Origin of the sequence: Legionella cardiaca (assembly GCF_029026145.1) — a bacterium.
GTDB lineage: Bacteria > Pseudomonadota > Gammaproteobacteria > Legionellales > Legionellaceae > Tatlockia > Tatlockia cardiaca.
The window spans coordinates 1,255,001-1,275,105 of sequence record NZ_CP119078.1 but is presented as its reverse complement, the minus strand read 5'-3'; the positions used below and the strand labels follow the sequence as shown (position 1 = coordinate 1,275,105).

The window sequence follows — 20,105 nt, the reverse complement described above, 5'->3', positions numbered from 1 at the left end:
TGTAGAGCGTTTTTAAGTAGTCTTACCTAGACTTGATTAATTCCCACTAAATGAACTGTCAGATTTTCAAATCTTTCTGCTCAAGTGCCTTTTGCATGCTGTCATTTCAATTCATTACCTGAAAGAATTAATGTCTGTTCTAAAATATTTTATTTACCAAGTTTAAAGTTAACGCAGCATTAAATGGTATTATTAAGGATAAAAACTTGTTTAAAATGATTGTGGATGAACTTGAAATTAGTGTGAATAGTATTAGAACAACATCAGATAAAGAAAGCGCCAGACAATAGTAACGCACATCCAAGAGATGGCCAGTTTTTAAGTTTACTCACTTTTAATAGAGACTAACTTTGGCAAATAATTTTGAGGGATCATGAGAAAATTCATTTTACTGATGTATTTATTATTCTTTTGTTCATACAGCAAGGCTCATGAACAATGGCTTTTAACTACTCAGGAAATGAGTAAACTTTCAAAAGTATCGCCACCTCTAATATTTACCCAGCTGACTGTCTTTAATGGAATCATTTTGAGCTTGGCCCTATTAAGCTTATTAAGCTGGGTATTCATAACCAATAAAATAGAATCAGAACGTTTATCCCCATCTCAAAATCAAATCAACTGGGCTTTACTCTTAGTACGTATAGGAACGGGGCTCATGCTGATTTTATGCACCCTGGGTTTGTTACCTAAAATCAATGTTCCCTTATTTAAGGAGCCTACCTTATTTGCTCCAGATATTTTAATTAAAACTTTACCTGACTTTTGGTATTGGTTAATCTGGTTACAATTAGGATTGGGAATATTGTTGTGTATCGGAATATGTATACGCTTGACAGCTCTTGTATTGTTAATCATGCTTTTATTAACCTTAGTTTTAGTTGGTTATCCTTTATTACATTACAGTGGCTTTTATTTAGGAATAACACTTTTTTTAATATCGAATGGAGGGGGTGATTTCTCTTTATACTCTAATAAAAGAAGTTATATACACCCTATTTCCTTATTAATTCTGCAATGCACTACTGGCATCAATTTTATATTTTCTGCCTTGAGTATTAAATTGGCCACTCCTATGGTAGATATATTTCTATTGGAAAAAACTAACGCATTTACCTTCAATATTCCTGCCGATTATTTTGTTTTCCTAATGCTTGTTGTAGAAATAAGTTTTGGATTACTTTTTATATTGGGGCGTAAATTGTCTTTAATTTCATTTTTTATGTTAATTTTGTTTTTACTGCTGAGTATTAATCTGTCCGAAAATATATTAGCTCATAGTTTTATCTATGGAATTTTAGGTGTGTTTATGTTGCTTAATGGCTATCCATTGTTTTCTAGAGATAACAATCTCATTAATTAATATTCTTTTAGATAAGATGGTTATCTTTCAACGGGCGTTAATAATTCTGCCTTTTAACCCAAGCATGACCACCCACTTAAATAAAAGAATTCTGAGAGATTAAATTCTTTTTCCCATTGATCTGCGAAATACCTGACTACTAAATATTAATAGATAAACGCCGATGGATTGCAGTAGCTGCAATTGCTGCTTGACTGGTGGCAACACAAATTTGATTTAGACCTGACACAATATCTCCTGCCGCATAAACACCCAAAATGGAGGTTTCTTGTTTTTTGTTGACAACCAATTCGCCCTTTTTTTGTTGAGCATTTAAATCATAAGCAAGTTTGTTGTTTTTCACACAGCCCAAGGCTGAATATATATAGTCGAATTGTAAAGATACGTTATTAGAAAAGCTAATCTTCGCTTTTTTTAAAGATAAACTTATTTTATCAATATGAGCTGTTATTATTTCAATTCGGGATTCACGAATTTGTTTTAACTCTTTTCTTGACCACTTTACTTCATTTAACGTCAATAACGTTATATCAGAAGAATAATGGCTTAAAAAAATAGCCTCCTTTAAAGCTTTTTTATCGCCTCCCACTACTGCAACTGTTTTATTTATCACTTCGAAGGCATCACAAACAGGACAATGTCTGATTAACCCCCTGCGAATACCGTCATTTATATTACCTAACTGTGGCTCAATATCCTTTATTCCTGTGCACAATATAACGGTTTTAGCATAAAATTTTTTATCTTTTGTAATAATAACAAAATTGTTTTTACTTATATGCTGCAACAATTCTACTTTTTGATGAATAAAAGGGACTTCATAGTTTCTAACCTGGATATACAATCGTTTTAATAAATTTTTTCCGGAAATCCCCTGAGGAAAACCTGGGTAATTATGGGAACGTGGGATGAGTAAAGCACGACTATCTTTTGTATCAAAGACCAAAATTTTACGACGATAACGAGCTAAATAGAGTGCGGCTGTTAATCCTGCTGGACCGCCACCTATTATGATGCAATCCCATTGCTCATCCATTCTTACCACCGTGCACCGTGCGAGTTTCAGCGTTAGTTAAAATAACTTGGGGTTTCTTTAAACAATACAGTAACTCTTTGAGCTCTTTCATAACAATCCGCTGTCTGAATATCCTAATATATAAGCATAGTAAAAAAGTTAGCTAAGGGAGATCTTTTATTGACCTTAAGGTTCTCAGGGTTATGGAATAGCGGGCGCATTTAACAGGAGAAATACTATGCTCCCAATGCCATCTAATGTTATTTGATAGAAGATATAAAGAACCAGGCATAAGTTTGAGCTTAAATTGATGCTTTTTGTTTTTTCTTTCTCTAAATCGTATCTCACAGGCGCAGCCTAATGAAATTCCTACCACTTTATCAAATACAGGTGCATCACGATGCCATCCAATTCCTGCTCCAATCAAGTATTCGGTAATTAAAACCTCTGCCAAACCAGAAAATGGAAGATGTAAATAGTCAGCACATTGTTGAATCAGTTCATGAAGAAAAATAGGAGGAGGTGTCGTGGGTTCAACTTGTCTGGTTCCATAGATGTAATTTAAGCCGAAATGAACAACTCGACGTTTAGCTGGCTTTTCAAAAAGCACTATGTTTTGCCAATTTAATAATTGGATTTGACTTATTAGTTTTTTTTCTTCCCTCAGACTAATAAAATTGGGGACATAAGTAAGCCCCGCCGGAAATTCATTGGTAATCATTAGCTTAAACTTGCCTCAATTAACGCATGTATTATGTGCTTTTCTTATTTTCTCTTATGAGGCAGTGATCTAAAGTTAGAGAACTAAATTTTGATTATTTCTCAACCTATCCCACCTCTGATTTTTAATGCAAATAAATATTGCGTATCTTTATAGAAATAACGTTTATAGTGAAACCCAGTAAAAAATGAACACAATGGCCAAAGTCTTAAGATGAATCACTTTCCTTCTTTTAGGCCTCTATCCAAAGATCTGATGATAGCATCCACATCGACAGGTTTATTTTCTCGCAAGATTGAGGGATCCATCACATGTCTCTCGGCATGAGAGCCTCCAGAAATTTTTTTCAAATTTTCTTTTTTTAGTGTTGTTTTATTTGTCTTTAAAGAGTTTCGAGTAGACTTTTTCATAATTGGCCCTATAAAAAAAAGAAGTACCTTTAAGCATAGTGCAAATTTAACTTACGGGATCTTAAGTGTGGTCGTTTCATCAGTCGATATAAGCTTAAAGATTAATAAGAATTGAAGACTACCAAAATTCATATAAACCCAGGTCCAAACCTCATTTAAATTAACTCCTACTCCTGGAGATATTAAGCGTTGTTTTAAAATCGCAAATTGTGCTTTTTACAATTACATAGAGGTTTGAGGAGTAATTGTTTGATTCGGTACAGGGATATTACAATAAATTAGCAAATCATCAGTTGAGTTCTCTGCTATTTCTACAGGCTCTAAATTGCCACTTTGGTCTCTTATCCAAACCCCCGTTTCTTTGGCAGCATGTGGGTCGTAGGTAAAATTTCCAGCACAATTGATAATAATCACTCCATCGCCTTGAGCAACGTTGTCACGTATCGTTTGAATAACATTAGCTACAATTAAATGTACATCTATTGGTTCACTTTTTTTATTCTGTTCAGAGTTTAAAATTCCTTTTTTGTGATCAGCACAAATCTCTATACCAAAGCGAATACCATTTTGTGTAAAAATTGAAGAGGCATGCCCCGGATAAAAAATACTGCTTCCCGTATCAAGATAATCTTCAGCTTCAACCTGTTTACTATAACGCTTGGGTTTATTGGTTTGAGAATGAAAAAAAATAGATGCTGTATTTTTTATTAATTTTTTATCTTCAATTTCCTGTTCAAACGTGAAAAAACCGCGGAAATGATTACGCTGCCATGATTTAACTGCACTCACATACTTTGTTTTTTTTGTTTCATCTTGTAAATCCAAAGTTTTTTCGACGTACGCAGTACCGGGAATAATAATGGCTTGAGGATAATCGTTGGCCAACTGTTGGAAACGCTTCTCAGCCTCTAATAAATCCTTTTTGGAGTTAAAATTTCCCAGGATCGCCTCATCCTTATTTAATAGAGTATATTCCGGACACATAAAAATAAATGTCACCTCCGAATCCCAAGACTCTGATGACATCGCTTGTTCATAGGCCGATTTAAATTTTTCTTCAAGCAAATCGATTCTTTCGGCCAGACTTTTATCCTCCATGCTGAAACCGGGATCCCACATAGCAACCGTAATTGTTTTCATCAACATGCCCCCACCTGCTTTATAAATTATAGTGAATATTTTTATTTATTTATTTGACGAAAAACCCATCCTTAATGAGCACAATTAAAACTTGTTGTCCAATGTTAAAAGCCTGTTACAATTCTTAAGCATCAAACATCGCTATCACAAGGAGGTCACTTTGAGTCACAATCAAAAACAGATGTCGATACTGCTGGCAGTCGACAATAATGGCCGCAGCATTAATGCGCTGGTTTCTCAATATACGGTGTTTTTTAAACAACAACCTGAAAGCCGAACATTACTAGGGGAAGCGCTAAATTTTCGTCATCAAGCATCTTTGTTGCAAATCAATGAATTAGAACAAGTCACTCTCGGGAAAAAAGATTGGAAAAAAGTGGTGAAGGGTTATGAGGAAATACTCAACCTTGTTCATCAGTATAAGAAGGATTTCAACGATGCACAAAATTTGTTACTGGAAAAAGACTCCAGAAAAAATAGAGAAAATTTGGAAGAGAAAGCTCTTAAATATCTTCGATCCTTGGAAGCAGCACAAAACTGTCAAAAAAAACTGGCAACTATGCTGAATGATTCTATTGTTAACCTTCAATACTTAGAAACACAGCAGAAATGGTTGAATACAGAAATTTCAATATTTAATAAAACACTTAACAATTTGGCATTTGCCATTGCTGAAAGACAAATCACCAGCCTGAGAAAAGAAAATATTGATCTTAAAACCACCTTAGCCAATCTTCACCAACATTATACCAGTGCTTATGATTCCAATTATGGAGTCGGGACATTTTGGCGCTGGCTCAAAAATATATTTCAAAAAAGTGAGAGGAATCAGGAAATTAATTTTTTGGCAGCTGTATCGCATCATAAAGATTGTACCGATGCACAGCGCATGCAAGTTATCGCGCTAGTTCATGATAAAATAATGACTTGCGAATTCTTTGGTCAAAATAGCAAACTTCAAGGGATCCTAACCAAACTGTTGGGCACTACCGTTGGATTTAAAAAAGATGAACATAGCCTGGCCGAACTCTTGGACCAGGATGAGGCATTACGTAATGCCATGCCTGAGAGTTTAAGAAATTTTTATAATGAAAATAAAGAGGATTACAGAAAAATTGGTAGCGTTGAATTCATTCGCTCTTAACTTATCCTGGTGGCTAACATACACCATGACTAAATTACCAATGGTTAAATAAATCATCCTCTCGAACTTTGACAAAATGGCGCGTTGTCGTTGCTGGCCATCTCTATCCTATAGAGGCGAATTTTCAAATGTATAATTTCATTGAAAAGAAGCCGTTATGTATTTTATATTGGTTTGTTGCAACTTAATTGGAGATCTTAATGGCAAAGAATGCCCGTCTTTCAAAACTAATGGGTTTTAATATTCCCCACTTCAAAACTCTCTTTAAAATAAGTTTGTGTCTACCTTCTTTCTGTTTGCCGCTGTTAACTTACGCGGGCCAAATTAGCGGACTTCGCGATTCTCGCTATTGTGAAATTCTTTTGGGAGAAAACAAATTTAATATCGCTGTTTACAATACAATTGGACTTAATGATTGTCCTGAAGAGATCTGGAAAAAGATCAGTGTCGATTCAGTAAAACGTGAAACAGGCGTATCTTTTGCCAAATTAAATGGTCCTCGTTATTGGATGATTGATGGGATGACCAATTCCAAATTGGTAAATCCTGAACAAAAAACAATTTGCGGTCTAGACATGCGCAAAGCAGGTATTTTAAAACTCGATCTGATGGACATATTGACTAGTGCCAAGCCCTATAAAGAGCATCAGGTCGATCGCCAAACGACTTGGGTTTATAAAGCCGGAAAACCCATTTACGAACTCATTAATCCCCAAGGCCAAGTCTTTGTCATGCAATCTTACAGTATTGAGAAAAAACCTCAAAGCGCGACAACTTTGGAAAAACTAGGATCAGAACTCAGCTTGCCTAAAGGTTGGCGTTTTCGCGCAGGAATCCTAAAGAAAGACACTGACTTAAACGCGATTAATAATAAAGCCACAGTAGTGCAAGATAATTATTTAAATACCTACCAGTTAGCAACTCACGATTTTTTAAGTGAATAAATTGACAGGCATTGTTTTGAGTAGACAATTATTCAAAGCAATGCTGATAAATTTTTGAAATCGAAGGCTGTATTAATTAAGCACATCCAAAAAAATTTTAGAATCCACTCATTTTAACTTCGCTTGGCATGACATTGTGAGGTACGCTTAATACGTAGAGTTTGTTTTTTCTCTAAACAATCATAAATATTTAAGGTAAAATAGAGCACTTATTAAGCGGATTTTAAAAATGCCTATTTCACATATTTTACTAGCACTTCTCGTTGCTCTTGTTTGGGGAATTAATTTTCTTTTTGTTAAAATAGGACTTGAAGAAATATCCCCTCTGTTGCTTTGTACTTTAAGATTCACCCTTGCGAGTATTCCTGCTATTTTTTTTATAAAACCACCTGCCGTACCCTTTAAATTAGTAGCCTCCTATGGGTTAATTATGTTTGCTTTGCAATTTTCTCTACTTTTTTTAGGGATGCATGCTGGCATGACACCTGGAATGGCATCTTTACTTATTCAGGTACAAGTTTTCTTCAGCATGTTTTTTGCATCATTTTTTTTAAAAGAACGACCCAATCCCTTGCAAATTATTGGGGCTTTGGTTTCCTTTATGGGAATTGGTTTAGTTGCTATGCATTTTGATAGTAATATTTCCATTTTAGGTTTTATCTTAATTTTGAGCTCAGCCGCAACCTGGGGAGCAGGCAACTTAATCACTAAGAAAGCTAAAAATATCAATATGATTGCTCTGGTGATTTGGGGAAGTTTTGTTGCTGTTATTCCTATGCTTCTTTTAACTCTAACGTTTGAAGGTCTCGATAGTATTTTCAAAAGCATTCATCATTTGACCTGGCGCGGTACAACCTCTTTATTTTACATTGTGTATATATCCACATGGGTTGGCTATGGTGTATGGAATTGGTTACTTAGTCGCTATCCAGTAGGAATGATTGTACCGTTTACATTACTTGTTCCAGTTGTAGGCGTACTAAGCTCTGTTATCGTTTTAGGTGAACCATTTCAACTATGGAAATTAGCTGCTGGAATGCTGGTTATTAGCGGACTTTGCATTAATATCCTAAGCACTCGTTTGTTCTCAGTTAAGATGCGACAAGAGATCCTGGAGTAACTCTAGCACGTGAATTAAATATTTTTTTCTGGCCAAAAAATTCATTTTCTTCGTCTATAATTTTAAATTACCACGGAAGGATTTTGCGGTAATACGTTCACTGGAATGAACGTATTTAACCCAACTAACAAGGAGCAGTACTTTCTCAAGCTAAGGTTTGAGAATACTGAATAGTTATGAAAATACCTGTCCAACTGAAAAATCTTGGCGGCTCTATTCCTGAAGGTGATATTGCCTTACATGTTTCATATTTTACTAAAGCTGATGGTGAGGAACTGCGTCCTCAGAGTGATCTCTACCCCTCTCCTAAATCCGGTGAAATTGCGATTAACCTTGGAAACAACCTGGTTCGCAATAAAGATGTATTTTTTGGGGTTGTTTTTAAGTCAAATAACGTTTTGGCTCAGACAACTGCCCCAGCTACAGCACTAAAAGAAAATGTTCCTGTTACTCTCGAATTCGATTATAACCCTCTGGTTTTATCTGAACCTACTTCAGAGACTATTTCCCCGCAACCGCTGTTCGTTTACGGGCGCTTGCTTGAAAAAAATGGCAAGAAAAAAATGGAAGACATCCAGATCATTTTTGAAGCCAGTAGAACTGAAGAAGAACCGCTTCACCCTATTGCCAGTGTCAGAACAGAAGCTAGCGGCTACTTTTTTATTGAATATCCTGAGGGTAACTTTACCAATGCAGTTGCCCGCATAGGAACCCCAGTTAAAGAAAATCCGATACCCATCAGATTAGAAATAAAAAATATTGATGGTGAAACACCAACTCATGTTTTTCCCAAAAATGTTATCCTGGTTGCTGAGTTACTGGAGACAGAACAGCCGGCAGAAACTACTGAATGCGGATGTCAGGAATTGGATGTCCATGAAGCAAAACGCGTATTGGAAGAGTATTCCTTTTATAGTTTAGTGCGTACAACAGAACCTGAAATTCTTGGTTATATTTTGGAAGAAGAAGATGACATTACGCTTGATGATATTCTGACTCACCATCCTATACGCATTTGGGAAATTATTGATCCCATTATTAAATTGCCAGCCTTTAGCCATTTAGCAACTCGTGCAAGAGTTAATTTACCAGAAGTAACAGAGAGAACTACACGCACAGAAATGATAACCAGAGGCAGTGCTCGTGCTAGTGAAACGCCAAATGTGCCACAGGATAATGAATTAGCCGAAACACTACGCAATGTAAAAATTAATCGCGGCGTTTTAGAAAATTTTTTACAGCGTGAAACGAGCATCACCAAGGATAATATTGTCGATCTCATTGATATGAATGAAAGTCATCGTTTTAAAAAACGAATCGCACAAACAGAAACAAAAGCGCTTGGGCGAGTAATTTTAAATAATGAGAATGCAGTAGACTGGGACTTGGAACCTACTTTATATCAAGCCGTTTCAGTAGCTCATGGCCATTTGTTGCATTTTAAATCTGAATGGATTGCTGATGGTTATTCTCTGGGAGATTTGCTTTATAGTTTACCCTTAGCCCCTGGACAAAAAAAACAGATCGTTGTATTTGACTGGGAACGAAGAGAGTCTGCATCCAATGTTCAATCACTGGAATATGAAGAAAGTCTTTACAACTCTTTAAGTCGCGATAGAGATATTTTTGAAATCACAAAAGGCGTTATTGAAGAAAATATCTCGGGCAAATCAAGCGCGACAACGGCTAGCGCAAGTGCCGGTATTGGTGGTGTTGTTGGAGGACTTCTTTTTGGCGTATCAGGTGGCGTTGGTCATTCCGGCTCAACGGCTTCTCAAAAAAGCTTAAGACAAACTTCCGCCAGCGATTTACAAAAAATCAGGGATCGAATCACGCAATCAGCGAATGCTGTGCGCAGTCAACGGTCTTCCGTTATCCAGACAGTTTCTCAAGGTGAGCGTTTCGAAGTATCTTCAGAAACAGTTGCAAACTACAACCATTGTCACGCAATTACTATCCAATATTTTGAAGTACTGCGTCATTTTAAAGTTCGTCAACGCTTTGCCGAAGCTCGTGAATGTTTATTTGTCCCTCTGCTAATGAGTCAATTCGAATTGAATAAATTATTACGTTGGAAAGAAAGTTTGAGTTCAGCGTTATTAAATAGATCCCTATCTAAGGGTTTTGACGCTGCGGAACGCATTAAGAACAAATGGATTGATAGCAACTTCCCTTCCGGAACCTTTGCTTCCGAAAAAATTCTTAATGCCTCTGGCAACTTTCAAATTAAATTTATTATCCGACGACCTGAGGATAAATCAGTGGAAGTCGATGATTATTCGAAACCTATTTATGGTGGACAAAACATGATTGTCGGCTATCAAAAGAAAACTGTTGAAGATATTAACGAAGCAAACTGGCAAAGTTTGATTCCTTTCCTTGGGGCAGATACCCCCAAAGGTTTCTACGATCATCATTTAAAAGATGCTCGTAACAAAGATGCGGTATTTCATCAATTATTAGGTGAAAAAATTGCAACCGCCTTTGTTGGCGCACTGACATTTCATGTCGCTGACGAAACCGGTAACGAAATTTCATCAATGGAATTTGATACCACGTTAACTTCTCGTTATCGTAAAGAAGGCACACTTAATGTTGCTGTCCACTTCATGGGCCCTTCTCAGTTTAGCCGAGATAAACTTCACTATATTAAAATTCGTTGCGGTACAACCAACGTTTTGCCTGATTTTTCATCAATTATCGTTACCTCAGGATTTATTCGTTACAAAACCAACCACTATGAAGGTTTTTTATGTCGTTATGAAAGTATCTATAATGATCTGTCTCCAAGCGATGGCGTAACACTGTACGCTGGTCCAACAATTGATGAATTACGTGATCCACGTAAAGATGACATTGCTCTCGTTAATAATTTAATTGACCATTTAAATGACAATCTAGAGTACTTTCATAAAGCCATTTGGCTTAGCATGTCTCCGGAAAGACGATTTTTACTATTAGATGGCGTCATTCTGCCAGGAAAAGGTTTAGGGCGAAGTTTAGCGTCATTAGTAGAAAATGAATTGATTGGCATTGTTGGTAACAGTTTAGTTTTTCCTGTAGCAAAAGGCTTAAATCTCGATCCTAATTTTGGGACTTCCGATTCACTAACAGACTACTATATGGTCGCTGCTGGCGATCCCATCAATGTCAGCATCCCTACAAAAGGAGTCTACGCTGAAGCAATGATGGGGCATTGTAATTCATGTGAAGAAAAAGATGAAAGTCGCTTCTGGCGTTGGGAAGAATCCCCCATTCCTGACAGTCCCACAGCAATTAATCCTATTAGCACAGACAGTCGTCGTGCCGAACCAGGTAACTTACAGCCAACGGCCTTTCCTAATCCAATGGTTAACATCCAAAATGCACCGAATGCTCCCGATCCAACGGGACTTGGTGCTACGCTTTCCCTATTAGGTAAAGCGGATTCCTTCAGAGATATAACTGGTCTTGCTCAAAATCAAACCAATGCTTTAGAGGCGTTAAAAGCATCCTATGATGCAACCAAGACATTTGGTCAGGAAGCAGCGAAACTAGAAATACAAAAAATGATGGATAAACGATTGGATAATGCTATCAAGGCAATTAATAGCAATCCTAATTTAGACCAAAAACAAAAGATGGATCTTACTGAAAAGGCTTTAAACGCTTATCTTGGAGCCGGGGCAAATACCACTCAACCACCTAAAGATGCCAATGCTGATAAACTTCAGGATGGAATTAATAAAAATATCGATAAGGTTAATAACAGTAAGACCGGTGAAGTTTCAATAACCAAACCAGACGGTACCAAAGTCAATACAAAATTTGATGGAACCACGACTACCGGACCTGTAATTGAAACAAAGCTAGGTAAAGGTGGTATTACGCCTATTAAACAAGAAAATGAGAATGCTTGCTGGGCTACTGTTGCCACCATGATGATGCGCTGGAAAGATGGTAAAAATTATACCATTGCAGAAGTACTCACCAAAGCCGGCACTCCATATTTAAACTTCTACAATCAAAAAGCAGGTTTACCTTACACTGAAAAGCAAAACTTCATTAGTTCTCTCGGCATGAAAGGTGAGCCTGTATCAACTTATAGCGCACAAAATTACCGTGATTGGCTTGTTGAGTATGGTCCACTATGGGTAACCACTGATGCCGATCAAACGAAAGGATTTTCTGCTCATGCGTTGATCATTACTGGCATCAGTACTGATTTGAAATCTTTAGAGGTAATTGATCCAAATCAAGGCAAGAAATTAGTACAATCCTTTGAAGAGTTCTCCAATGCATTTAAGGAACTCATCACGGATAGTGCATTACTCCCACCAACTCAGGTGGTTCATTTTTTAGATAAAATTCAAGCAAGTGAAGGCAAAGAACCCACACAAGCAGATATCGTGAAAAGCCTCAATGAATTTAATCCAACATCTTCAGATACTTTAGTCATTAATACGGTTGAATTTAATACTGGAATTACAGGTATAAAAAATTATAAAGATTGGAATACTGATAGTTCAGTAATCCATAATCGTCATAAAAATTCTTACCGAGATCCATTTGGCATTAAGCACCTTGTATTACATGAAACCGCAGCAGATTCAGGCAATGGATTTGATGATTCAAATAATGAAACATCTCATATGTCAGTCAAACGAGATGCTACCATTCTCCAATTTAACGATCTGGTTGAATTCGAAAACCATGGTTCCGGCATGAACACCAGCGGTATTGGCGTTGAATTTGTTAACCGCGGCTGGCTATCCTCTTCAACCGATGACGGTGGTGAAGGCATCCCTGCAAAAGAATCTTCTCTAACTGCAGCACAAAAAGAAACCTATAAGGAAGCCAATGGCTATTTATGGGCATTCTGGGGATTTGGTTTTAATATCTATCGCGTCCCTCCTTCTCTTGATCAACTGGAAAAAGAAGTAGAGCTTGTAAAATGGCTCACAGTGGACTTACCCTCAAAACTACAGGCAATAAGTGGTATCTCTATTTATAATCTTTTCCCTTCAATTGATGACACTTGGCTGCAACTCGTTTCATACAACGACGTCAAAGATATTTGGACTTTCAAAGCAGCGGACATTCCTGCTGAAGCAGACCAAGCAATAAAAAATCTTTTTGTGATGACAACAGGTTACGAATATTTAGTTCCTACTAAAATACAAGACAAGAGTGGTATTATTTCTCATAATGCATTTTACGATAACCACAGTGATGGCTCATTCTTAACTTTATATACCTGGTTGCGTTTAGAGAAAGGAAAAACCAAAACGCAAGCCTATGATATTGCAAAAAAACTCATGAAAAATCATTTTATTCGAGCTTCTTTAACTAGTGATACCGATAAAAAAATCATCTTGTTAGATGTGAAAGATGCAAATTTGGTTTAAGCATCTCAGCTCATGTTTAGGTAACCGGAAACACTTTTGTTTCCGGCTATCTAAATAATTACCCTCTTGATTAAAAATAATCATCATAGATCTTTTTTTAACCCAGAAAATTGGTATAATAATGACCTTTTTGATTACAAAAACAATATTATGTTTAATGAGCTTATTGCAAATATCTTCGGTGGTTTATCTAAAATAGACAATTTACTAAACCAGGACGCTATTGATGAAGCATCTCAAGTATTAACAAGGACTTCCTCTAGTTTTAATATCCTTATAAGCAACATTCCTATAGACAATGCTTTACAGCGTAGTTTATTGCCTTTGCTGAGAAAAGAACTTACGGAAATCTCCACCAAATTTTATTTAGCGCTAACTTATAAGCGAGTAGATGGTTTTAATACAGCTACTCAACGATATGATTTCCCGCAAGCTAAGCAATTATATCAGGAAATAATATCTCTTTTAAAATTTATGAAGACAGAATACTTACATGCTGCCAAAGATGGTAAAGAACAAACCCCCGTATTTGTCGATTTTTTTAAACAGTATTCCCACCTGCTTCGCTCCTTTGAAGAGGCCGTCAATAAATACAATGCGGCAATAAAGGTAGCACAGGTTTGTAACAACCTCACTAAAGCCTTTAATTTTGGTGAAACACAACGACAGTTCGGACTAAATTTGGAGCAACGTTCACGATACACTTTGTTTCCTCGTGAATTTCCAATAACAAAAGAGACTGCAGACTCAGCTTCAAATCTAACGCTTTAGTCAGAGCAAATTTAAGAAATAGTCTCACAGACTATTTCTTAAAATTTTAGTAATTTTTGAGCAGGTCAAAATATTTACTTTTCAAAAATTATCAAAAATGGTAAATTTACACGCTCTCTGACTATAAAATGATTATTATGAAAAATTTAATTCTTATGCTGAAAGACAATATCGCTCAAACACGAATTTCGTTATCTAAAAATCAAGTAAATCAGGCGAAACAATACCTGGGTTCAGCCGCATTTAACTTGAAAGAATTACTTGAGACTCATCCACAAGATGAAGCAGTTTATACATTAACTGAAGAATTCAAAGAAATCACTGTTAAATGCACCATTGCTTACGTTTATACTTTATCAGATGATTTAGATCATGCTATTAATCAAAATAATTTGGCACACGCGAAGAGCATCTACGATACCATTAAAAATGAAGTAGATTTTCTAGTGGCAGAATATCAAGCTGCTGTTAAAAATAATGAACATCAATCGACAGTCTTTATTGATTTTCCCAGAGACTATAACTATTTAGCTCGCTACGTCCAGCAATCACTAGAAAAATATCATTCTGAAATTGCATTACAAAAGGTATGCACCAATTTTACTAATGCTTTGAATTTTACGGAAACACAACGTCAATTTGGGATGGGTATGAATCGCTATCGACAATTCTATCATTCTGCCCCAGCAACTGAGCAAGCTGAAGCGACTAGGTTTAATCTTACATATTAAACAATAGAACGAAGTGATAGATACAGAATTTAATAGATGAAAATTTGTTGGGTTACTCCCTGAAGGAGCATCCTATTTTTCTGAACACTCTGTTGATTTTTAATAAGCATATGTTTATATGTGGTGTCATTCCCGCGAAGGCGGGAATCTACCACCCTATTAATTTTTTACTTTAAAATCAAAATCAACAACGTATTAACGTATATGAATGCTGTCTGTAATCTTAACACCTTTGCTTAGCAATTCTTTTTTAATTCCCTGAAAAACATCGACATTAAGTGGATAGGTAGCATCCTCTATTAAAGAGCATTGAAATCCCTCAGCTAAAGCATCTTTAATGGTGTAATAAACACATATATCTGCACATAAACCACAAAAATAAAGATCAAAAGCTCCTTTTTCTCTTAAATAACCCGATAAGCCGGTACTTTTATCATGCCCATTGTCATAAAAACCACTATAACTATCGATATTTGGATTGATACCTTTACGAAAAATTGTCTCTATAGCCAGAGTTTCCAATTGTGGATGAAATTCAGCCCCCTGTGTTCCTTGCACACAATGATCAGGCCACAAAGTTTGCGTTATCCCTTGCACTATAATTTGTTCAAATGGTTGTTTCCCTTCATGACATGAAGCAAAACTTGTATGATTTGCTGGGTGCCAATCTTGAGTAGCCACAACCAAGTCAAAATAAGGCTGCAATCTGTTGATTACTGGAATAATCCCATTGCTATTTGGAACAGCTAGACTGCCTCCAGGCAAAAAATCATTTTGTACATCGAGAATAATTAATGTCTTCATAAAACTCTTTTGTGCTCTTGCATCAACTTATCACGTTCATCTCGTAACTTCGTACTTAAACCAACCTTATAAAGATGAGGGTTATTAAAACGTTTGTACTCTTCAGGTAACTGATTAACGCGATACTGGCAGTATTCCGCTATCTCTGAAAGGGATGACTCGGGTAATAGCGATTGTCCATTATTCATTACCTTTTGCAATAATGGTGCTTTTTTATATCCCTCAAGAGATAAGGATCTGGACACCTCAAATGGGTGATGCATTAGCTCGACTTCATTTTCACTATCCACAGCAATAATATCAGCCCCTAAGAACATTTCATGTTTGTCAAACACCCGATAAACCTGTTTTTTATCAGGTAAGGTTATTTTGCTAATATTTTCGGACAACTTAATGCGTGATTTCTGGTTTGCAAAAGCTAGTTTATAAACCCCGTCCAACGCGCCGTCAGGGTTACCTACCACTAAGTTAGTTCCAACGCCAAAAACGTCAATAGGCGCTCCCTGGTCGATTAAACTCTTAATCACATATTCATCTAATTGATTAGAAGCCACAATCTGTACATCATTCATACCGGCTTCATCAAGCATTTGCCTCGCTATTTTTGCAAGATACGCCAGATCACCGCTATCTAGACGAACTCCCTTTAACTGATATCCTTTAGCTTCTAATTCTTTCCCTACTATAATGGCGTTAGGTAGTCCACTCTCCAAGGTATTATAGGTATCAACCAACAACACGCTATTATCAGGCCAGATATTAACAAAATCGCGAAAAGCGTCTAACTCATTATCATAGCTTTGTATAAATGAGTGAGCCATTGTGCCTGAAGTAGGAATATGATAATCCCGCCCTGCGCAAACGTTACTTGTTGCATTAAATCCACCAATTATTGCAGCACGACTTGCATAATAACCGCCAGGTCCTTGAGCTCGTCGCAATCCAAAATCAAGTAATCCTCGCTCACCCGCTACTTGACGCATTCGGTTTGCTTTGGTTGCAATTAACGTTTGAAAATTTAAAATATTTAACAAAATAGTTTCAATAACTTGCGCTTCAATAATATTTGCTTCAACTGTTAAAACAGGACAAGTTGGAAAGATAACTTCTCCTTCACGACATGAATATAGTGTTCCTTTAAAGCGAAAATCTTGCAAATAATCAAGAAATTGCGGATGAAAATCTTGCTCTCTAAGAAAATCAATATCTTCCTGGGTAAAATGATAATTTTCGAGAATATCTAGCAGATCACTTAAGCCAGCAAAAACAGCGTAACCGCCTTTAAAAGGGAGTTTTCGAAAGAAATAATCAAAAATAGCAATTTGCTCTTGGGCGCCTTTTAAAAAGTAGACTTGTGCCATTGTAAGCTGATATTTGTCAGTGTAAGTACCTGTAAAACTAAACATTGATTGAAATCCTTTTAATTTTTTATATAAATTAAACTAGCTTACTTTGATTATAACTTTTCATTTTTTCTTTTTAGGTTTAAACCAGATCGCTATTTTCAGATATTCTTGAACCCCAGTGCTTGCGAAGGCTTCATCATTGCATAATTTTTGTAAAAAAAAAGCGGCCAGAAGGCCGCTTGGAATAAAGCCCTGACGATGACCTACTTTCGCATGAGGACGCCTCACACTATCATCGGCGCTGGTCTGTTTCACTTCTGAGTTCGAGATGGAGTCAGGTGGTTCCAGACCGCTATAGTCGCCAGGAAAACTGTTATCCTGCGGAGAAGCAAAGGGATTAAGCTTTGCCTGTCTCACAGGCTGGTAAAGTAAATTGCATTGGTTACACAAGCATGTCATTCAGTTGCCATACCTGAAGCGATTCAGGTTATATGGTCAAGACAATCAGCCAATTAGTACGAGTTAGCTTCACGCATTACTACGCTTCCACACCTCGCCTATCAACGTCGTAGTCTTCAACGGGCTTCATGGGAAAACTCATCTTGAGGGAGGCTTCCCGCTTAGATGCTTTCAGCGGTTATCCCGTCCGAACTTAGCTACCCGGCAATGCAACTGGCGTCACAACCGGTACACCAGAGGTTCGTCCACTCCGGTCCTCTCGTACTAGGAGCAGCTCCTCTCAATTTTCCTACGCCCACGGCAGATAGGGACCGAACTGTCTCACGACGTTCTAAACCCAGCTCGCGTACCACTTTAAATGGCGAACAGCCATACCCTTGGGACCTGCTTCAGCCCCAGGATGTGATGAGCCGACATCGAGGTGCCAAACACCGCCGTCGATATGAACTCTTGGGCGGTATCAGCCTGTTATCCCCGGAGTACCTTTTATCCGTTGAGCGATGGCCCTTCCATTCAGAACCACCGGATCACTAAGACCTACTTTCGTACCTGCTCGAGCCGTCACTCTCGCAGTCAAGCACCCTTTTGCCTTTACACTCTTGGTACGATGTCCGACCGTACCGAGGGTACCTTTGTGCTCCTCCGTTACTCTTTGGGAGGAGACCGCCCCAGTCAAACTACCCACCATACACTGTCCTCAACCAGGATTACTGGTCCAAGTTAGAACCTCAATAATAACAGGGTGGTATTTCAAGGTCGGCTCCATGCGAACTGGCGTCCGCACTTCTTAGCCTCCCACCTATCCTACACAGTTATCATCAAAGTCCAGTGCAAAGCTGTAGTAAAGGTTCACGGGGTCTTTCCGTCTAGCCGCGGGTACACTGCATCTTCACAGCGATTTCAATTTCACTGAGTCTCGGGTGGAGACAGCGTGGCCATCGTTACGCCATTCGTGCAGGTCGGAACTTACCCGACAAGGAATTTCGCTACCTTAGGACCGTTATAGTTACGGCCGCCGTTTACCGGGGCTTCGATCAAGAGCTTCTCCGAAGATGACCCCATCAATTAACCTTCCGGCACCGGGCAGGCGTCACACCCTATACGTCTTCTTTCGAATTTGCAGAGTGCTGTGTTTTTAATAAACAGTCGCAGCCACCTGGTCTCTGCGACCCTCACCAGCTTCGTTACGCGTGGTAACTAACCAGCAAAGGTGTACCTTCTCCCGAAGTTACGGTACCATTTTGCCTAGTTCCTTCACCCGAGTTCTCTCAAGCGCCTTAGTATTCTCTACTTGTCCACCTGTGTCGGTTTGCGGTACGGTTCTCTATAGGTTATGGCTAGCAGCTTTTCCTGGAAGCGGGGCATCAATGACTTCTCTGCACCACGTATGGTCAGAACCACTCAGCACCTCAGCGTTTCGAGAAACCGGATTTGCCAGGTCTCTCCGCCTACATGCCAGTACCGGGGCAACCAACGCCCGGCTCACCTAGCCTTCTTCGTCCCCACATCACCACCTATAAAAAGTCCAGGAATATTAACCTGGTTCCCATCGACTACGCTCTTCAGCCTCGCCTTAGGGGCCGACTCACCCTGCTCCGATTAACGTCGTGCAGGAAACCTGGGACTTCCGGCGAGAGGGTTTTTCACCCTCTTTATCGTTACTCATGTCAGCATTCGCACTTCTGATACCTCCAGCACACCTCTCGATGCACCTTCTTCAGCCTACAGAACGCTCCCCTACCACGTGTACTTAGTACACATCCGCAGCTTCGGTGTATAGTTTTAGCCCCGTTACATCTTCCGCGCAGGCCGACTCGACCAGTGAGCTATTACGCTTTCTTTAAAGGATGGCTGCTTCTAAGCCAACCTCCTGGCTGTCTGGGCCTTCCCACATCGTTTCCCACTTAACTATAACTTTGGGACCTTAGCTGGCGGTCTGGGTTGTTTCCCTCTTCACGACGGACGTTAGCACCCGCCGTGTGTCTCCCGTGATTCAATTAGCCAGTATTCGGAGTTTGCATCGGTTTGGTAAGCCATGACAGCCCCCTAGCCGAAACAGTGCTCTACCCCCAGTAATCATTCACGAGGCGCTACCTAAATAGCTTTCGGGGAGAACCAGCTATCTCCGGGCTTGATTAGCCTTTCACTCCTAGTCACACCTCATCCGATAATTTTTCAACATTACCCGGTTCGGACCTCCAGTTGGTGTTACCCAACCTTCATCCTGGACATGACTAGATCGCCCGGTTTCGGGTCTACTCACAGCGACTCGCGCCCTATTAAGACTCGATTTCTCTACGGCTTCCTTATTCAGTTAACCTCGCCACTGAAAGTAACTCGCTGACCCATTATACAAAAGGTACGCAGTCACACAGCCTAAGCCATGCTCCCACTGCTTGTACGCAAACGGTTTCAGGTTCTATTTCACTCCCCTCTCCGGGGTTCTTTTCGCCTTTCCCTCACGGTACTGGTTCACTATCGGTCAGTAAGGAGTATTTAGCCTTGGATGATGGTCCACCCATATTCAACCAGGATTACACGTGTCCCGGCCTACTTGTTCGTATGCTTAGTTCTTCATTAATACCACGTGTACGGGGCTTTCACCCTCTGCGGCCAGCCTTCCCAGACTGTTCCACTTCTATTAATGATAAATCATACCAGGCTCTTCCCCGTTCGCTCGCCGCTACTAGGAGAATCTCAATTGATTTCTTTTCCTTCGGGTACTTAGATGTTTCAGTTCCCCGAGTTCG

The 20,105-nt window shown here is 38.6% G+C and carries 13 protein-coding genes and 2 rRNA genes (1 of these 15 cut by a window edge); 7 read left to right on the top strand and 8 right to left on the bottom strand.

Going from position 1 to position 20,105, the window contains the following annotated elements; genetic code table 11:
- Positions 1-373: 373 nt before the first annotated feature.
- Positions 374-1,363, top strand: coding sequence for a DoxX family membrane protein (locus PXX05_RS05520; RefSeq protein WP_275090061.1), 990 nt, complete (start codon positions 374-376; stop codon positions 1,361-1,363).
- A gap of 139 nt (positions 1,364-1,502) precedes the next feature.
- Here PXX05_RS05520 and PXX05_RS05515 read toward each other — a convergent pair whose 3' ends face one another.
- The 4 genes from PXX05_RS05515 to PXX05_RS05500 all read right to left on the bottom strand — a co-directional run bounded on the left by PXX05_RS05515 (position 1,503) and on the right by PXX05_RS05500 (position 4,655).
- Positions 1,503-2,399 (bottom strand): NAD(P)/FAD-dependent oxidoreductase, encoded by an 897-nt coding sequence (locus PXX05_RS05515; protein ID WP_275090060.1) that lies wholly within the window; start codon positions 2,397-2,399, stop codon positions 1,503-1,505.
- Between the two features lie 142 nt (positions 2,400-2,541).
- A complete protein-coding gene (locus tag PXX05_RS05510) occupies positions 2,542-3,099 on the bottom strand; it encodes an alpha-ketoglutarate-dependent dioxygenase AlkB (RefSeq protein WP_275090059.1) in 558 nt (185 codons plus the stop codon).
- Positions 3,100-3,317: 218 nt separating this feature from the next.
- A complete protein-coding gene (locus PXX05_RS05505; protein WP_275090058.1) occupies positions 3,318-3,509 on the bottom strand; it encodes a hypothetical protein in 192 nt (63 codons plus the stop codon).
- A gap of 222 nt (positions 3,510-3,731) precedes the next feature.
- Positions 3,732-4,655: a hypothetical protein gene (locus PXX05_RS05500; protein WP_275090057.1), complete on the bottom strand. Its 924-nt coding sequence runs from the start codon at positions 4,653-4,655 to the stop codon at positions 3,732-3,734.
- A 154-nt stretch (positions 4,656-4,809) separates the two neighbouring features.
- On the opposite strand from PXX05_RS05500, the gene PXX05_RS05495 reads away from it, so the two are divergent.
- The 6 genes from PXX05_RS05495 (at position 4,810) to PXX05_RS05470 (ending at position 14,746) form a co-directional block, all read left to right on the top strand.
- On the top strand, positions 4,810-5,793 hold the full coding sequence (locus PXX05_RS05495) for a hypothetical protein (RefSeq protein WP_275090056.1): 984 nt from the start codon (positions 4,810-4,812) through the stop codon (positions 5,791-5,793).
- Positions 5,794-5,993: 200 nt separating this feature from the next.
- On the top strand, positions 5,994-6,737 hold the full coding sequence (locus PXX05_RS05490) for a hypothetical protein (protein ID WP_275090055.1): 744 nt from the start codon (positions 5,994-5,996) through the stop codon (positions 6,735-6,737).
- Positions 6,738-6,966: 229 nt separating this feature from the next.
- On the top strand, positions 6,967-7,857 hold the full coding sequence (locus tag PXX05_RS05485) for an EamA family transporter (RefSeq protein ID WP_275090054.1): 891 nt from the start codon (positions 6,967-6,969) through the stop codon (positions 7,855-7,857).
- Positions 7,858-8,033: 176 nt separating this feature from the next.
- Positions 8,034-13,244, top strand: a complete 5,211-nt coding sequence (locus PXX05_RS05480) for a papain-like cysteine protease family protein (protein WP_275090053.1) — start codon at positions 8,034-8,036, stop codon at positions 13,242-13,244.
- Positions 13,245-13,394: 150 nt separating this feature from the next.
- The gene (locus tag PXX05_RS05475) at positions 13,395-14,015 is read left to right on the top strand and encodes a hypothetical protein (protein WP_275090052.1); all 621 of its coding nucleotides are present in this window, start codon (positions 13,395-13,397) and stop codon (positions 14,013-14,015) included.
- Between the two features lie 137 nt (positions 14,016-14,152).
- Positions 14,153-14,746, top strand: coding sequence for a hypothetical protein (locus PXX05_RS05470; protein WP_275090051.1), 594 nt, complete (start codon positions 14,153-14,155; stop codon positions 14,744-14,746).
- 195 nt (positions 14,747-14,941) lie between these two features.
- On the opposite strand, the gene pncA is transcribed toward PXX05_RS05470, so the two are convergent.
- From pncA to PXX05_RS05450, 4 genes are all read right to left on the bottom strand, one after another.
- A complete protein-coding gene (gene pncA / locus PXX05_RS05465) occupies positions 14,942-15,550 on the bottom strand; it encodes a bifunctional nicotinamidase/pyrazinamidase (RefSeq protein WP_275090050.1) in 609 nt (202 codons plus the stop codon).
- A complete protein-coding gene (locus tag PXX05_RS05460) occupies positions 15,547-16,956 on the bottom strand; it encodes a nicotinate phosphoribosyltransferase (protein WP_275090048.1) in 1,410 nt (469 codons plus the stop codon). Before PXX05_RS05460 ends, pncA begins: the two co-directional genes overlap by 4 nt.
- 190 nt (positions 16,957-17,146) lie before the next feature.
- Positions 17,147-17,262, bottom strand: a 5S ribosomal RNA gene (gene rrf, locus PXX05_RS05455).
- Positions 17,263-17,387: 125 nt separating this feature from the next.
- A 23S ribosomal RNA gene (locus PXX05_RS05450) occupies positions 17,388-20,105 on the bottom strand; it runs 177 nt beyond the window's last position.

What these genes read in the sequence shown, in the direction of transcription:
- PXX05_RS05490 (WP_275090055.1), top strand. Translation starts at nt 5,994, where the DNA reads ATGGCAAAGAATGCCCGTCTTTCAAAACTAATGGGTTTTAATATTCCC.
- PXX05_RS05520 (WP_275090061.1), top strand. Translation starts at nt 374, where the DNA reads ATGAGAAAATTCATTTTACTGATGTATTTATTATTCTTTTGTTCATAC.
- PXX05_RS05480 (WP_275090053.1), top strand. Translation starts at nt 8,034, where the DNA reads ATGAAAATACCTGTCCAACTGAAAAATCTTGGCGGCTCTATTCCTGAA.
- PXX05_RS05510 (WP_275090059.1), bottom strand. Translation starts at nt 3,099, where the DNA reads ATGATTACCAATGAATTTCCGGCGGGGCTTACTTATGTCCCCAATTTT.
- PXX05_RS05470 (WP_275090051.1), top strand. Translation starts at nt 14,153, where the DNA reads ATGAAAAATTTAATTCTTATGCTGAAAGACAATATCGCTCAAACACGA.
- PXX05_RS05485 (WP_275090054.1), top strand. Translation starts at nt 6,967, where the DNA reads ATGCCTATTTCACATATTTTACTAGCACTTCTCGTTGCTCTTGTTTGG.
- PXX05_RS05515 (WP_275090060.1), bottom strand. Translation starts at nt 2,399, where the DNA reads ATGGATGAGCAATGGGATTGCATCATAATAGGTGGCGGTCCAGCAGGA.
- PXX05_RS05505 (WP_275090058.1), bottom strand. Translation starts at nt 3,509, where the DNA reads ATGAAAAAGTCTACTCGAAACTCTTTAAAGACAAATAAAACAACACTA.
- PXX05_RS05475 (WP_275090052.1), top strand. Translation starts at nt 13,395, where the DNA reads ATGTTTAATGAGCTTATTGCAAATATCTTCGGTGGTTTATCTAAAATA.
- pncA (WP_275090050.1), bottom strand. Translation starts at nt 15,550, where the DNA reads ATGAAGACATTAATTATTCTCGATGTACAAAATGATTTTTTGCCTGGA.
- PXX05_RS05500 (WP_275090057.1), bottom strand. Translation starts at nt 4,655, where the DNA reads ATGTTGATGAAAACAATTACGGTTGCTATGTGGGATCCCGGTTTCAGC.
- PXX05_RS05460 (WP_275090048.1), bottom strand. Translation starts at nt 16,956, where the DNA reads ATGTTTAGTTTTACAGGTACTTACACTGACAAATATCAGCTTACAATG.